Origin of the sequence: Parafilimonas sp., from assembly GCF_047606085.1 — a bacterium.
In the GTDB taxonomy this organism is placed as follows: Bacteria; Bacteroidota; Bacteroidia; order Chitinophagales; family Chitinophagaceae; genus Parafilimonas.
In genome coordinates this window covers 24,032-40,146 of record NZ_JASGEX010000120.1, presented here as the reverse complement: position 1 = coordinate 40,146, position 16,115 = coordinate 24,032, and the positions used below count along the sequence as shown (strand labels likewise).

Annotated in this window: 15 protein-coding genes; 11 read left to right on the top strand and 4 right to left on the bottom strand. The window is 44.2% G+C overall.

From position 1 onward, the window contains the following. The first annotated feature begins 3 nt into the window (after nt 1–3). From QM629_RS10570 to QM629_RS10560, 3 genes are read left to right on the top strand one after another with little or no spacing between them, the layout of a single operon-like run. A complete protein-coding gene (locus QM629_RS10570) occupies nt 4–210 on the top strand; it encodes a heavy-metal-associated domain-containing protein (RefSeq protein ID WP_415159894.1) in 207 nt (68 codons plus the stop codon). Further along, complete coding sequence (locus QM629_RS10565) at nt 141–311, top strand: heavy metal-binding domain-containing protein (protein WP_415159893.1); 171 nt, start codon at nt 141–143, stop codon at nt 309–311. Before QM629_RS10570 ends, QM629_RS10565 begins: the two co-directional genes overlap by 70 nt. After that, on the top strand, nt 271–450 hold the full coding sequence (locus QM629_RS10560; RefSeq protein WP_415159833.1) for a hypothetical protein: 180 nt from the start codon (nt 271–273) through the stop codon (nt 448–450). The genes QM629_RS10565 and QM629_RS10560 overlap by 41 nt, the downstream gene beginning before the upstream one ends. Before the next feature lie 315 nt (nt 451–765). Here the strand turns inward: QM629_RS10560 and QM629_RS10555 are convergent, their stop codons facing one another. Then, on the bottom strand, nt 766–4,131 hold the full coding sequence (locus QM629_RS10555) for a vitamin B12-dependent ribonucleotide reductase (RefSeq protein ID WP_415159832.1): 3,366 nt from the start codon (nt 4,129–4,131) through the stop codon (nt 766–768). A 221-nt stretch (nt 4,132–4,352) separates the two neighbouring features. On the opposite strand from QM629_RS10555, the gene QM629_RS10550 reads away from it, so the two are divergent. The 3 genes from QM629_RS10550 (at nt 4,353) to QM629_RS10540 (ending at nt 5,960) form a co-directional block, all read left to right on the top strand. Beyond that, nucleotides 4,353–4,550: a transposase gene (locus QM629_RS10550; RefSeq protein WP_415159831.1), complete on the top strand. Its 198-nt coding sequence runs from the start codon at nt 4,353–4,355 to the stop codon at nt 4,548–4,550. After that, nucleotides 4,531–4,827, top strand: coding sequence for a hypothetical protein (locus QM629_RS10545; protein WP_415159830.1), 297 nt, complete (start codon nt 4,531–4,533; stop codon nt 4,825–4,827). Before QM629_RS10550 ends, QM629_RS10545 begins: the two co-directional genes overlap by 20 nt. Before the next feature lie 305 nt (nt 4,828–5,132). Continuing rightward, nucleotides 5,133–5,960, top strand: coding sequence for a hypothetical protein (locus QM629_RS10540; RefSeq protein WP_415159829.1), 828 nt, complete (start codon nt 5,133–5,135; stop codon nt 5,958–5,960). 69 nt (nt 5,961–6,029) lie between these two features. Here the strand turns inward: QM629_RS10540 and QM629_RS10535 are convergent, their stop codons facing one another. The 3 genes from QM629_RS10535 to QM629_RS10525 are packed head-to-tail and all read right to left on the bottom strand — an operon-like array spanning nt 6,030 to nt 7,356. Further along, nucleotides 6,030–6,305 carry a hypothetical protein gene (locus QM629_RS10535; protein ID WP_415159828.1) on the bottom strand — a complete coding sequence of 92 codons (276 nt, stop codon included), beginning with the start codon at nt 6,303–6,305 and terminating at the stop codon, nt 6,030–6,032. Between the two features lie 45 nt (nt 6,306–6,350). Further along, nucleotides 6,351–6,524 (bottom strand): hypothetical protein, encoded by a 174-nt coding sequence (locus QM629_RS10530; protein ID WP_415159827.1) that lies wholly within the window; start codon nt 6,522–6,524, stop codon nt 6,351–6,353. Between the two features lie 49 nt (nt 6,525–6,573). Next, entirely contained in the window at nt 6,574–7,356 is a 783-nt protein-coding gene (locus tag QM629_RS10525) for a DUF3298 domain-containing protein (RefSeq protein ID WP_415159826.1), read from the bottom strand. Between the two features lie 326 nt (nt 7,357–7,682). On the opposite strand from QM629_RS10525, the gene QM629_RS10520 reads away from it, so the two are divergent. From QM629_RS10520 to QM629_RS10500, 5 genes are all read left to right on the top strand, one after another. Next, nucleotides 7,683–8,300, top strand: a complete 618-nt coding sequence (locus tag QM629_RS10520; RefSeq protein ID WP_415159825.1) for a TetR/AcrR family transcriptional regulator — start codon at nt 7,683–7,685, stop codon at nt 8,298–8,300. A gap of 15 nt (nt 8,301–8,315) precedes the next feature. After that, entirely contained in the window at nt 8,316–9,362 is a 1,047-nt protein-coding gene (locus QM629_RS10515; RefSeq protein ID WP_415159824.1) for an HlyD family secretion protein, read from the top strand. A 169-nt stretch (nt 9,363–9,531) separates the two neighbouring features. Next, a complete protein-coding gene (locus QM629_RS10510) occupies nt 9,532–11,106 on the top strand; it encodes a DHA2 family efflux MFS transporter permease subunit (RefSeq protein WP_415159823.1) in 1,575 nt (524 codons plus the stop codon). A gap of 227 nt (nt 11,107–11,333) precedes the next feature. Next, on the top strand, nt 11,334–12,623 hold the full coding sequence (locus QM629_RS10505; RefSeq protein ID WP_415159822.1) for a TolC family protein: 1,290 nt from the start codon (nt 11,334–11,336) through the stop codon (nt 12,621–12,623). A gap of 500 nt (nt 12,624–13,123) precedes the next feature. Continuing rightward, the gene (locus QM629_RS10500) at nt 13,124–16,096 is read left to right on the top strand and encodes a SusC/RagA family TonB-linked outer membrane protein (RefSeq protein WP_415159821.1); all 2,973 of its coding nucleotides are present in this window, start codon (nt 13,124–13,126) and stop codon (nt 16,094–16,096) included. The last annotated feature ends 19 nt before the right edge of the window (nt 16,097–16,115 follow it).

Here is a 16,115-nt window from a genome sequence, read left to right as displayed (position 1 = left end):
ACAATAACCGGCATGCACTGCAATGGTTGCCGGGAAAAAGTTGAAAAGGAATTGAATAAAATTGATGGGGTTTCTGCCACGCTAACACTGTATCCTCCGCAGGCCATTATTTCGATGGAGAAACATATTCCAGCAGAACAATTACAGCAGGCGGTATCAAAGGCGATAAAACATACAATAAGCCCGTCAACTGCCCGGTGTGCGGCATGAACTTGGTGCGGCAGCCATCGCTTCATCAAAAAATAAAATATATCCTGCCCCATCTGCGGTATGGAATTGGCGCCAATGGATGGCAATGTGGAAGAAGATAAAACTTACAACAATCTTCTAAAAAAATTTAAAATAGCCGTATTGTTCACGCTGCCGGTTTTCATTATCTCGATGAGTGCAATGTTTGCATTGATGTGCACAAATATCCTGCAGAGAAGATTGCAGCAGCCGTTTCAGTGAATCTGCTTTTTCATTCTGCGCATACATAACATTTACTGTGATGCCGGTGCATATACAGGCGATCAATATGTACATAAGCATTTTCACAACATCAGATTAAGTATTTATTACCGGCAGCAACAGCTATACAAATATTGGGATGTATCCGCCTGTAGAATCCGCTACCGGTCGTGTGTCCCACCCACCGGAAATTTATTAAATGCGACAATTTGGAATGCACCCTTTTTAATAGGATTATTCAGCGCAACTGATTTCAATTAAAGCAAAAGAGGCGGCCCGGGTCGGACCGCCTCTTTCATTAGCGCCTTGATTTTATTAGCTGCAGCCTAAGCTGTTGCCGCAGTTTAAGCACTTATAACAGGTGCCGCTTCTTACCGTAATGTGCCCGCAAACATTGCAGGAAGGTGCATCGCTCTGCATATTTTTAGCGGCTGCATTGGCTGCATCCATCGGCGCTTCCGCATGGGCATGTGTTGATATTTTCTGCGCCTTTTGCACTTGTACGGAAGGAACTGAAAAAGATTTTACATGCATGTTGCTTAATGAAGGTTTACCGATAATTTCTGCATCATCCTCTTCACCAAGATTGGTTACTTCAGGTTTGTCAATTACGTGTACCAGGTCTGTCCTGTCGAGATATTCATACGCCAGGCACCTGAACACAAAATCAACCAGTGAGGTGGTGGTTTTGATATTCGGATGATCAACCATGCCGGCAGGCTCGAATTTGGTAAATACAAATTTTTCAACAAACTCATCCAATGGAACACCATATTGCAAACCAACAGATACAGCAATGGCAAAACAGTTCATCAGGCTGCGCAGTGTGGAACCCTCTTTGGCAAGGTCAATAAATATTTCTCCCAAAGTGCCATCATTGTATTCGCCGGTACGCAGGAACAACACCTGGCCGTTTATTTTGGCTTTTTGTGTAAAACCGCGGCGTTTTGCCGGCAGGGTTTTTCTTTCTACGATCTTTGATAACTGCCTTTTAAAAGAAGTGTCTTTGCTGGCCTGCATGCGTTTATGCACTTCCTCCAGTAATTCTTCCGCGCTTAAAGTGGAAAGGTCAACCAGGTTGGTGTCCACTGTCAACGGTCCACTGTCAACGGTAGTCGTCTTAGCCGTGGCCTGTTGACTGTCGTCTGTCTTCTTTTTCTTCTTATCCGATTTATTGCTGAGCGGCTGGGAAAGTTTGGAACCATCGCGGTATAAAGCGCAGGCTTTCAAACCCAGCTTCCAGCTTAGCATATAAGCGTCTGCAATTTCTTCAACCGTAGCTTCATGCGGCAAATTGATGGTTTTGGAAATGGCGCCGCTTAAGAAAGGCTGGCAGGCCGCCATCATTCTTATATGGCCGTGGGCATGAATATAGCGTTCACCTTTTTTACCGCATTTATTAGCGCAATCAAAAACCGGGAGATGTTCTGGTTTTAAGAAAGGAGCGCCTTCAACCGTCATCGTTCCGCATATATAATCATTGGCAGCTTCGATCTGGTCTTCGGAAAACCCAAGTGTATCCGGCAGGTCAAAATTCCAGTCATTGTATTGTTCTGCTGTAAAGCCCAGCCTTTCCAGGCAGGGTTCACCTAAAATAAATTTATTGAAGAGAAAACCAATCTCAAATGCTGAAGTAGCAGCGTTATTTAGTTTTTGAATTTCTTCTGCGAGAAAGCCCTTTTCACTTAAAGTCTGGGGATTGATAAAAGGAGCGCCTTCAAAGCTGGCAGCGCCCACCGCATATTTTACGATGGCGTCAATTTCTTTTGCTGAATAACCAAGGTTGCTTAATGCAATCGGCACGCTTTGATTGATGATCTTGAAATAACCGCCGCCGGCCAGTTTCTTAAATTTCACCAAAGCGAAATCAGGCTCTACACCTGTAGTATCGCAATCCATAACAAGACCTATAGTTCCCGTTGGGGCAATTACAGTTGTCTGCGCATTGCGGTAACCATGTTTTTCACCGAGTTCAACAGCATCATCCCAGGCTTTGCAGGCGGCAGATAGTAAATAATCAGGGCAATATTTTGCATTAATGCCCACCGGCTGAAGGCTTAATCCTTCATAAGCATCTGAAGCATCGTAAGCAGCGGCGCGGTGATTGCGCATAACCCGCAACATATCGGCTTTATTTTCTTCATATCGGGGAAAAGCGCCTAAAACAGCCGCCATTTCTGCGGAGGTTTTATAAGCAGTCCCGGTCATGATAGCAGTGATAGCGGCGGCAATGTTGCGGGCTTTTTCGCTGTCGTAAGGAATGCCGCTTACCATGAGCATGGTTCCGAGATTGGCGAAACCAAGGCCAAGCGTACGGTAATCATAAGATAACTGCGCTACTTCTTTTGAAGGGAACTGCGCCATCAACACAGAAATTTCTAATACGGCAGTCCACAGGCGGCAGGTGTATTGAAACCCTTCCACATCGAAAATATTTTTTTCCGTATCGAAGAATTTCATGAGGTTGGCACTGGCCAGGTTGCAGGCTGTATTGTCCAAAAACATGTATTCTGAACAGGGATTGGAAGCATTGATCCTTCCGCCCTGCGGGCAGGTATGCCATTCATTGATGGTAGTGTCGTATTGCGTTCCGGGATCGGCACAGCGCCAGGCTGCATAATTAATCTGGTTCCACACTTCCCGGGCGGGAATTTTTTTCATCGTTTTGCCATTGGTCCTGGCTTTTAATTCCCAATCGCCATCTTCTTCCAGTATCTTGAAAAATTCGTTGGGTATGCGCACAGAGTTATTGGAGTTCTGGCCTGATACGGTTGCATAAGCCTCACCTTCATAGCTGCTGTCGTAACCGGCAGAAACCATGGCAGCCACTTTCTTTTCCTCATCTTTTTTCCAGTTGATGAACTGCATTATTTCCGGATGGTCTAAATCGAGGCAAACCATTTTTGCAGCACGCCTTGTGGTACCACCGCTTTTTATAGCGCCGGCAGAGCGGTCGCCTATTTTCAAAAAGCTCATTAAGCCGCTTGATGTGCCGCCGCCGCTTAATTTTTCGCCTTCACCGCGTATTCTTGAAAAATTGGTGCCAACACCTGAACCATATTTAAAGATACGGGCTTCGCGAATCCATAAGTCCATGATGCCGCCATCATTCACCAAATCATCATCCACGCTTAGAATAAAACAGGCATGCGGCTGTGGCCTTTCGTAAGCGCTGGTAGATTTTTTAAGCTTGCCATCTTTTCCATCCACATAATAATGGCCCTGCGGCTTGCCGGTAATGCCATAGCTTTCGTGCAGGCCGGTATTGAACCATTGCGGGCTGTTGGGCACACAAGCCTGGTTTAATATACTGTAAACCAGTTCCTCATAAAAAATTTGCGCATCTTTTTCAGAATTGAAATAATTATTTCTCTCTCCCCAAACCCGCCAGCAGTTGGCTATGCGGTGCGCTACCTGCTTTGCAGAGGTTTCACGGCCTAAACTCCCATCAGCCTGCGGCACGCCCGCTTTCCTGAAATATTTCTGGGCCAGGATATCGGTGGCAATCTGGCTCCATTGTCTGGGCACTTCCACATTATTCATTTCAAATAAAACTTCACCCGTTGGGTTTTTAATAATGCTGGTACGATAATCGTACTCAAACATGTCAAACGGACTGATACCTTCTTTGGTAAAGCGGCGTTTAAAAAACAAAGCTTCATTGGTTTTTCCTGTTGCCATTATGCAATATTTTAAAAGTGATAAATTTATTTCAATCTGCCTGTCTCGGCGATTTCGGGCAGACGACTAAAATATCGTTAACACCCGGAAAAATAAACTATGAATTAGAGCCTGTTTAAAAATTAAATAAAGAAAAGCGTATGTGGAAAAGTGGATAAAAAAGTTGCGGCTTACTGGTTGGGAAGTAATACTAATTGTGAATCATCACAAACTCAATTAGTATGACAAACTACCCAACCATTGTAAGCGACAGCCAATGGCAAGTTATAAAAGAGTCTTTACATAATGAACGAAAACGCAAGTATGATTTAAAAGAAATGCTAAATGCTATTTTGTATGTAGTAAAAACCGGTTGTCAATGGCGGATGTTACCAAAAGCCTTCCCCAAAATGGCAGTTGGTGTATTATTACTACCGTAAATGGGTGGAAGCAGAGGTGTTTGACAGGATATGGGACAAGTTGCGCAGCAAAGCCGTTGGTATGCTGATGCGTGTATTACGGTACAGCTATCATAACATCAGGGTGATTTTGGCTGATGGCGGTTATTGCGGTAATGTCATTAAAGAAGTAAAAGAAAAGTTTGGTTATTGGCTACAGGCTGTACTTCGTGAAGAAAGTAACTCCTCTAATTTCAAACCAATGCATAAGAGATGGATAGCAGAGCGAACATTTTCCTGCTTCGATAAAGACCGCTGATTATGCCGAAATTATGAACTGCTTATGGAAACAGCAGAAGAAATGGTCAAATTATCCCCTATAAAACTTTTATTAAAAATTATTTCCAGAATTTATTATGGGTCAAAAATTTGCTTGTTTTCAATGTTTTTTGATGCCGATTGAGACAAAATCAAGCAAGTTTTTTGGGCTAAACCTGTAATGCTGATTTGAGATTTAAAATTTAAACAGGCTCTTAATTTTCACTAAAAATACATAAAGCATTTTAAGCGGCAATATATACCTTGCCGCACATTTTTTCGTTAATGATGATTGAAAGTATAATTATGAAAAAAAGCGTATTGCTCTTAACCCTTCTTCTTATTTTTTGTTGTGCCAATGCACAGTTTTATTATAATGATGTGGTTGATTTGAAAGCAGCGAATGCCATGTATGCCAACCTTGTAAAAAACAATGTGCAGGAAATTACAGCCGCCAGCGCGGAAAGCGATAATACGCCCACAACCGGATTTACTTATTCCAAAACACTGAAAAATAACGGCGCCATTGCCGAAACACATACCGGGCTTGAAACCGGCGGCGTTTCCAGCGATTATGATACCTATACAAACGGGCTTATTGCAAAATCGCAGGATGTGGCCGACAGCGTTTCCACAACGGTTGAATATATGTATGATAATGAAGGAAAGATTTTAACCGTAAAAACACGAACCGATGATACCACTATGGATACGCACAGCACAGAGCTGCATCAATGGTTTTATACCGGTTCCATTCCCGATTCAATGCTGCGCATAAAAAATGGCGGGGATACCACTTCTGTTCACTTTAAAAAAGACGGCAATCAAAATATAGTTGAAGAATTATGGCTGAAACGTGGGCACATGATTGAACATTATTTTTATTATTACAACGATAAGAACCAGCTTACCGACATTGTTCGCTTTAATGCAAGAGCAAAGCAAATGCTGCCGGATTATATGTTTGAATACAATGATAACGGAACGCTTTCGCAGCTAACGCAAATCCCACAGGGCTCATCTGATTATGTTATATGGCAGTACGAATACGACAGCCGCGGCCTGAAAACAAAAGATGTTTTGCTTGACAAGCATAAAGGATTGCTGGGCACGGTTAGTTATACATATCGCTAAAAGATTGATTTAGCTTTTAGCGATATGGTTTAAAAGATTATTTTCTTAATAAGAGATGAACGGAAAAATCTAAAATTTTAAGCTTAATACAACAGTCAGATAAGAAACGCCATAACCCACTTCGGCCATGGCGGCCACGCTGCTTATAAAATAATAGCGGCCGCCCACAAATGCTGTAACGCCGGCAGTGCTGCCATAATTCCCGGTATCGTACAAATCATTGTTGCCGGCATTGTCAGAATATTTATAGCTGAGCATATTATATGAAATCGTTGCCCCGCCATACACGTCTATTTCATCATTGTCTATGTCTGTGTAATGATAAGCCCCCCTTACGCCAAGCACCGTATAGGTCCATTTCTCATTCCATTTATAACTGCTTGAGGAGCCTTAATATTTATAGGTTTTAAAACCGGCATAACCGCCAAGGCTTATTACGCCCGGCCCGCCTATTGGCCAAACACCCCTTTCAAACTGCGCGCTGATGGCTGGTGTTTGGCCGGCGCCGGAATAATTAAGCATAGAGCTGCCAAGGCCTATATTTTTCGCATGAAAACCCGGCATATTTGTTATAATGCATCCTGAAAATTATCAATCGCTTTACCATAAAACATTATGGTTTCAGTGCCAGGTATGGCTGCGTATCGGCATAAGGCAGGGTTAGTATGGTTGGGCCCACATAATAAGGCGCGATTTCGTAAGCGTTATAAAGCAGTTGCAAACCGCCTTCCGTAAAGAAAATATTCTTTGGCAATACAAATTTGTTATCATCAAATGTATAAACAGAGGAATTAAGGGGTGTGCTTGCAGGTATTTTGAGCTGCTCCCTGAATTTCTTTTCGGCCACTGCTGTAAGGCCCGGAATATCTTTAACTATATCAGCTTCGGCAAGTTGCTTGCCGGTTGCTGCATTAAACAGCAGGGAATAAGTGTTAGCGTTGGGATGTGCGCCACCCGTGAAGGTAAAAGTTTCAAGCTTTATGTTTATGAAGCTGTTGGTTTGTATGGTTATACTGCCGTTTATTTCTCCCTCCCAGCCTGCTGGCGCATCATCATGTAAGTCTGCCTTCATTTTTTTATATGCATTCATGAAACCGGCAAGCAGTGAATCGTAGTTTGCATACAGCTTGCCTTCTTCACCCAGGGTTTGTTGCGCTACAGCAAAAACACTGTCATTAATGCTTTTGGCTATCGTTGTACTGCCTTCAGCAACAGGGATATGCACCGTTGCATGCGGGCAGGAATCGCAACCGGGCGTTAATTCAAGCTTATAGGTTTTGTTGCTAAACCCAGGTTTTGGCAAAGCCGTTTTTATATCAGCATGCCTGGTTGAAGTATTACAGCCCTGTAATACCGGCAGCATTAGTATTGATATTTTATAGAATAAATGCTTCATTAATTTTCGTTAGGTTAAAAGAAGCTTTCTGTAAGCAATTATATTAAAGTTGCGTGCGCTTTTAAAAACAAACATATAAGGAGTATAAAATTTTTCGGCCTTAGTCATTTTGTGGCAAAACACTCCTTTTTAGAAGGCCCCAACTTACTGCTTAATTCTATGAATTTCTATGCTCACCCCGTGATGGTTCAAAACAAAACCTGGACAGCTTCAGTTATTAATACCGTAAAGTACGAACAACCGTTCATAAAATTTTTCAGAAAATAAATTTAAACAGTTGTTTAAATTTAAACAATCGTTTAATTTCGTGTCTTCAAATTTGGTAAATGAAGGATAAACGGCAGCAAATTATGGAAGCAACACTTCAGCTGTTTGCTGAAAAAGGTTACGAGGGCGCTTCCATAAGAGACATTGCAGAAAAGGCTTGTGTGAATGTAGCCATGGTAAATTATTATTTCGGGAGCAAAGAAAAATTGTTTGAACAAATAGTTGAGCTAAAATCTTCCACTACCCGCCTGCAGCTTGATGAAATAGCCGGTAATGAATCGCTTGCATCCATTGAAAAAGTGGAAATGGTAATTGATGCTTATATTGAAAGGCTGTTTATGCACAGGCTGTTTCACCGCCTTATTCACCAGGAGCTTATCTTAAACCAGCGTGAAGCATTGCAATGCTCCATCGTGAACAACCTTTCGCCAAATGCTATAATTATAAAGCATGTTATAGAAACAGGTATTAAAAAGGGCGAATTTAAAAAAGTAGATATTGAACTAACCATTGCAACATTAATAGGAACAATTAACCAGGTTTTACTTTCAAAAAAAATGTGCAACCGGCTTATGAATAAACCTGATGATTACGTGCCATACGAAGATGCCAGGTTTAAAAAGCGTGTATCTGATCATTTAAAACAATTGATGCATGCCCACCTTTTAAATAAATAAAACACAAAACATCTTATGGAGCAGGAACAAAAGCAACCGAAAAAGAAATCACCCATCCGCTACGTAATAATAGCCACTATTGTAATAGCCGCAGGCATATTTGGATGGACGAAAATTTCTTACGCTATCTCGCACGAAAGCACCGATGATGCGCAGGTGGAAACACAAATATCACCTGTATTGCCCAGGGTAAGCGGCTATGTAAAAATAATGGATGTAAAAGACTATGATTCCGTTAAGGCAGGTCAGCTATTGGTGGAAATAGATGATGCAGACCTGCAGGCGCAACTGCTGCAAATGCAGGCGGATTATGAAACGGCGCAGGCGGATATTGTAAATGCACAGGCTGCCTTAAAAAATGCGCAGGTGGGCTTAAATACCAATCATGGCGATATAAAGCTTTCCTCTATTAAGATACAGCAGGCGGAAGAAGATTTTGAGCGCAACCAGAAATTGTATGCTGACCAGGCCATTACAAAAAAGCAATTAGACGACAGCCGTTTTAGCCTGGAACAGGCAAGGCAGCAATCATCTAACAACCAGAGTGAGCTCTCCACCGCACAAAGCCGCATCGCCATATTGCAGGCCGGTATTGCAAAAGCAAAAGCAGGGCTTGCTGCCAAAGCAGCGGCCATTCAGCAGCAGCAATTAAAGATATCTTATACCAAAGTGTATGCGCCGCAATCGGGCAGGCTGGGTAAGCTGAATATTACAGCCGGCCAGTATGTGCAGGCAGGCTCTCCCTTGTTTCAAATTGTGAATGATACCACCTATTGGGTAGTGGCTAACTTTAAGGAAACGCAGATAAGAAAATTTTATCCCGGCATGCCGGTAGAGATATCGCTTGATGCCTACCCTGATTCCACACTGCAGGGCCAGGTTACCAGCCTGAGCGAAGCAACAGGGGCAAGATTTGCTGTATTGCCGCCCGATAATGCAAGCGGCAACTTTGTTAAGGTTACGCAACGCATACCCGTTAAGGTGAATATAAACAATGTGGCCAGATACAGCCATATTTTACGTGCAGGCCTGAGCGCCGATGTTAGTATTAAGGTTAATTAATATCGTGAACCGGCAAATCGTGAAACGTGCATGCAAGAGCCTGAGAATTTTAAGCGCAAGGCTAATTCAAACACCTTAAAAACTAATCACATAACAATAAACGCATTTAACAACAGTAATCAAAATCCAGAAGTTTTCACGATTGACGATTCACGAAAAAACAAGTCTCATGAAAAAACTCGCTAAATATATAATCGTCATTACAACGGTATCGGCCGCCGTAATGGAGCTGGTTGATACTTCTATTGTAAACGTTGCCTTAAGCGATATGGCCGGCAGCCTCGGTGTAAGCATTGAAGATATAAGCTGGGTAATTACATCGTACGCCATTGCCAATGTAATCATCATTCCGCTTACCAGTTTCCTGGCAGAATATTTTGGCCGAAAAAATTATTATATCGTTTCCATGATAATTTTCACGTTCGCATCATATATGTGCGGGCAGTCAACGGGGCTTGTTGAAATCATTATCTGGCGATTTGTACAGGGTGTTGGCGGTGGCGCTTTGCTTTCTACATCACAGGCCATTTTGTTTGACGCCTTCGAGCCTGAAGAAAGGCCTATCGCTTCGGGCTTATTCGGCATGGGCCTGGTGCTGGGCCCTACCCTGGGGCCTACGCTTGGCGGTTATATCATTGAACATTACAGCTGGCCGCTAATCTTTATGATCAATGTGCCTATTGGCATTGTAGCCACTTTGCTTACGTACAGTTTTGTAGATAAAAAAGAAGGTGAAGGCACGCATAAGAAAGCCATTTACATTGATTATCCGGGCATCGCTTTGCTGATGGCGGGCATAGGCTGTTTGCAGTTTGTTTTGGAAAGAGGCGAATCGGAAGACTGGTTCAGCAGCAATGCCATCCGCATTTGCGCCGTCATTGCCGCCATTGGTTTGATAGGGTTTATCATGCGCGAAATAAGCATTCCAAGGCCTGCTGTAAATCTCCGGATATTGAATAACCGCAACCTTGCATTTACCACCATATTCACTTTTGTTGCAGGTTTTGGCTTGTTCACTTCGGTATTTGTATATCCTGTGCTGGCGCAGCGGGTGCTGGGCTTTACCGCGTATGAAACAGGTTTGTCATTATTGCCGCCCACGCTGCTGGCGGTTATTATGATGCCCATCATAGGCAAAACCATGAGCAAGGGTGTTCCGGCCATCCCTTTTGTGGTGGTTGGATTTATTCTCTTCGCCGCCTATTCGGTGGCGTCGGCGAGGGTGAGCCCCGATGTAGGCAGATGGGATTTCTTCTTCCCGCTTGCATTAAGGGCGGTGGGCATTTCGCTTGTTCAGTTGCCGCTGATCAACCAGGCTGTTGTTGGCCTTGAGCCAAAAGATTATGCATCAGGTATTGCATTGAACAATATGCTCCGGCAGTTGGGCGGCGCATTCGGTATTGCCATTGCCAATAATTATGTGGCGCATCATTATATAGTGCATCGCACAAACCTTGTTGCAAACCTTACACCGGGCTCTCCGGAGCTTACCGGCAGGATGGATGCCATAACACAGGGCCTTTCATCGCGCATGAATATTGACAGTGCATCGGCATCGCATGCGGCGCTCGGCATCCTGAACAACCAGCTTGACCGCCAGGCATATTACCTCTCTTACTTGGATACATTTAACCTGATAGCGGTGTTTTTTTTAGCTGTGCTCCCGCTGGTGGTGTTTTTAAGAACAAAGAAAAAAAGAGCGGATAATGGAGCGCCGCCAGGGGCCATGCTTGAGGCGCATTAAAGCATTTTTATGTTGATTACTATTAAGCAGCAATAAAAGGCCCGGCATTGCACAAATGCCGGCCTTTATACATCTTAACCAGAAAAAAAATACGAATGAAACCGAGCATGATAATTTTTCTCACACAGCCTGTCCCGAACCAGTTTCGGGAGGGGATGTACATAGCGAGGTTCCCTGTCTGCCTCGCAGGCAGGCATCCGGCCATTAAAAAAACAAAAAACATACGGATGAAAAAGTTTTTTATACTATTCACGTTGTTGAATGCTTCCATCATTGCAAAGGCGCAAACGCCCGTAAACAGTGAACTGAAGGGCATCATCAGCCAGTCATTCACTTATTATCCAAAAATGCAGGAAGCGCAAAACCAGATTGATATTGCCCAAAAGCGCATGGATGCTGCCAAAACAAACCTGCCGACAGTTGATTTAAATGGCAGCTATGAGTATGTGCAGCCAAAGATTACGTTGCCGCTGGAAGTGGACGGGGAGAAGCAGAATTTCCAGTTTGCACCGGTGCATAGTTTTAATGCCAGCGTGGGCGCCCAATACATGCTGCTCGATTTTGGAAGGTTAAAAGCCAATGTTGATAAATCGAAAACCGATCTTAAATATGCTACGGACAATGTAATCAACGTGCAAACACAACTGGCAGGCCAGGTGGCCAACATTTATTACAACATTATTTATTTCAGGAAAGCTGTTGCGGTTGAAGACAGTGTTTTAAATTACCTGAATGCCAATAAAACCATTGCGGAGAATAAATTAAAAAATGGCGATGCCATTAAGCTTGATGTATTAAATCTTCAATCGCAAATTGATAACGAGATAAACTTAAAGGAAGACCTTTTAAACAACCTGCAAAAACAAATCACCTTACTGCAATACACAACAGGCAATACCAATATTGCCAACAGCAGCTTCGATTTCGATCTGCCCGTTCAAACGCTGCAGGACGCCTTTACAACGGCTTCCACATCTGCGCCCGATTTTTTGCTGGCGCAGGATAAAATTGAACAGGCCAGGGCTGATTTAAAGGTAGTGAAGCAAACGGATAAGCCCAGTGTTACATTAAACGGTTCGGCCGGCGTGAAAAACGGTTATGTGCCGAATGTAAATGAAGGACGGTTTAATTATGCTGGCGGTGTAAGCCTGAAAGTGCCTTTATTTGATGCTAAAACAAAAAAGCAGGTTGCCGTGGCCGAAGCGCAGGTAAAGCAAAACCAACTGGCGCAGGAAAGCTTAATGAATGAATACCAGCAAAATATTCAGCAGGCATTAACCGACATTCAAACCAATGCAGAAAAATTAAAGAACATGAAAGGCCAGATTGAGACGGCTGAAGCCGCCGTTCAGATTGCCTCCAGCCGTTATTTGAACGGCATTGGCCTGAATACAGAGATTACCGATGCCGCCGTGAATCTGCAACGTGCTTTATTAACCGAACTGCGTTACGAATATCAACTGGCGTTGGCAAAAGTGGAATATGCAAGGGTTACGGGGTATAAGTATTGGCAGTAGTGGGTTCCAGTGAGTTGTGAATGGTGAGTTAAGAAAAGATTGGCGGGTAAATTGTATTGGCGCAACAACAATACAAAAAGGCGAAGATTAAGGAATTGATCTTCAGCAGTGAAATTTTTGTAAGGTATATTGCAAATTTTCGCAGGTGGGTGTCCACCTGTAGAACCCGCTACCGGTCGGTGAGACACCGACCGGAATGCCGCGTATAAAGCGAGAATTTGAAATGCGCCCACAATTCGCATTTTGTGGTTCTCCGGCTGCCTGAATAGTGAGCAAAAAGCTGAAAATGCCACCGTATAACTCCCAATCGCCCTCCTTTCCTCATTTTACCCCCCTTTTTTCGTGATTGCCCCCCTCGGCCTTTAGAAGATATCTGTCTAAAATTGTCGCCGGAAGCATCAGGCAGTCTGCCAATTTCTGCTTGCCTGTCATTACCTGCGGCGGCCGGATGCTTCGGGATTGCTAATATTCTTTAACTGCCAAAAATCAAATTACTTATCATGCAAAAACTAACCAGTTTATTGATGCTGCTTGTTTGTTTTGGGCTGCATGCCTATGCCCAGCAAACAGTAAGCGGTAAGGTTACCGCAGACAGCAGTGGCGCTCCGCTCGACGGCGTTACAGTTTCAGTAAAAGACGGAAAAACAGCCACACAAACTACCAAAGACGGAAGCTTCCGGCTAAATGCTTCTCCCAACGCTACCCTCATATTTAGTTATGTGGGGTACAACAGCAGGGAAGTAGCCGTAAACGGGCAATCGTTTCTCAATGTGCAACTGCAGGCTATGGCGCAAAACCTGCAGGATGTAGTGGTGATAGGTTATGGAACCCAGCGAAAATCAAACGTAACGGGCTCCATAGCAAGCATTTCTTCATCTGCCTATAAAGATCAGCCGGTAGTAAACGTAAGCTCGGCTTTGCAGGGCAGGGCTTCCGGTGTATCGGTAAGCAGCGCTTCCGGGGCGCCGGGCGGCGTGGTAAAAATCAGGATACGCGGCGCCAACTCCATCAATTCCAGCAACGATCCCCTGTTTGTGGTGGACGGCGTTGCTTTGGGCAGCATCAGCTTCCAGGACATTAATGTGAACGATATTGAATCAATGGAAGTATTAAAAGATGCTTCTGCCACGGCTATTTATGGTTCTCGCGGCGCCAACGGCGTGGTTATCATTACCACAAAAAGCGGCAAAACAGGCAAGATGACGCTGAATGCCAATGGCTTTGTTACCGCAAACCATATCAAAAAATATGACGTGCTGGGGCCGGTGGCTTATGCAGAACAGGCTAACCACATTGCCGGAACCGATGTTTTTACAGACCCCCAGTCTTATGCCGGTAAAGGCACCAACTGGCAGGACCAGGTGTTTCAAACTGGTTACACACAGAACTACCAGGTATCGCTGGGAGGCGGAACAGAAAAATCACGCTACTATATTTCAGGGTATTACGTTAAACAATCCGGTATTGTTGTAAATACCAGCCAGCAGAAAATTGCCCTTCGCTCCAATATTGACAGCAGGCTGAGCAAAAAACTAAGCGTGGGGCTGAATATGTTTTTAACCAATATTCAGTCAAAAAATAACGGCGACATGGGCAGCAAGGCCAGCCCGGTAACCTCATCGCTCACCTGGGCGCCCACGGAACCGGTGTATGACGATCCGGCAACGGGAGCATATAACCGCTACGCCATTTCTCCCATCGGCCCCAATCCTTACATGATTGCCAAAGAAAGCGATTACGAAGGCAAATCAAATACGGCGGTTGTAAACGCCAAACTGAAATGGGATATTACTGACTGGCTAAGCTTTAATACCAACGTGGGCGTGGATGCCAACTTTTACCGTAGTGGTTATGTAAATAATGAATGGATAAACGAGAGCAGCCAGTCTTCAGGCCAGGGCTCCAGCGAAAATTATACATTGCAAAACAGTAACGGGCTTACCTATCACCAAACATTCAATGGCGTGCATAACCTTTCCGTAACAGGCGTGTATGAACAAACCTCCAATAAATACAATGGTTTCAATGCAGATGGCGGCGGCCTTACTTCACTTTCCTACGGCTATTATGCTTTGCAGCTGAATGCTTCACAGGGCATCAGTTCATTTTATTCTAACTGGGGACTGCAATCTTACCTGGGCAGGATAACATACGATTATAAAGGCAAATACATGCTTATGGCCACCTACCGTGCAGATGGTTCTTCCAAATTTCAATCTACCGGTAACAAATGGGCTTACTTTCCTTCGTTTTCGGCAGGCTGGAAAATATCAGAGGAAGATTTTATGAAAGATATAACCGCTGTCTCCAATCTGAAGCTTCGCGGAAGCTGGGGCAAAACCGGCAACCAGGCCATTGCGCCTTACAGCACATTAGGCTTGCTTACCGGGCAGCAATATTCTTATGGCAGCAGCACCGCCTACCAGGGCTATACTTTGGGAAACCCGCCCAACCTTAACTTGAAATGGGAAACCACCACGCAATGGGATATTGGCATAGATGCAGCGCTTTTCAGCAACAGGCTGAATGTTACCCTGGATTATTTCAACAAGCTTACAGATGGATTATTGCTTCAAAAAACCATTCCGGACTATGACGGTGGCGGTTCGCAATGGGTAAACCTGGGCGCTGTAAGCAATAAAGGGTTTGAATTTTCTGTAAGCGCCCTTGCCGTAAACAGCCATAAGTTTTCATGGAATACCACGCTGAATATAAGCGCTTTGCAGAATAAGGTGAAAAGTATTGGCGACCAGGATATTGTGTATGTGGGCTACCCAGGTTCCGGGTTGATAAATACTTCCATACAGGTAGTGAAACCAGGCTCCCCGCTGGGCGCTTTTTATTTAATTCCCTGGGAAGGGGTGTATAAGGAAGCCGATGCCACGCTCGGTTTCGAGCCGGGCGATAACAAATACAAAGATGTTGACGGCAGCGGCTCCATCGGCTACGAAGACCGCGTGGTGAGAGGCAATCCAATCCCTAAGCTTCAACTTGGCTTCAGTAACGATTTTACTTACGGTAATTTTACCCTTAACCTGTTTATACAGGGCGTGCAGGGCAATAAGATATTCAATGCCACGTATGCTGCCGTGGCCGCACCCACCAGCGATATAAAATATCCCACGCTGGCGGCATCAGCCAGTTACTGGACGAAGAGCAATACCAATTCCGAATGGGCCGACCCGGCCAGCAAAACAGGCAGAAGCTATGTTGAGTCAACACATTATTTGCAGGATGGCAGTTATATAAGGCTAAAAAACATAAGCCTTTCTTACCTGCTTTCCAAAAAGATGATCGGCTTTGGAGACATCAGCCTGTCGCTCAGCGCACAAAACCTCTTCACCATCACCAAATACAAAGGTTTTGACCCCGAGGCGGATACACAGGGCAATACGGATATAGCCGCCGGCATTGACCTGGGCGCTTATCCAAACCCGCGTTCCTTCACCATTGGCATTAATGCTAATTTCTAAATCATTTAAAAAAGTTTAT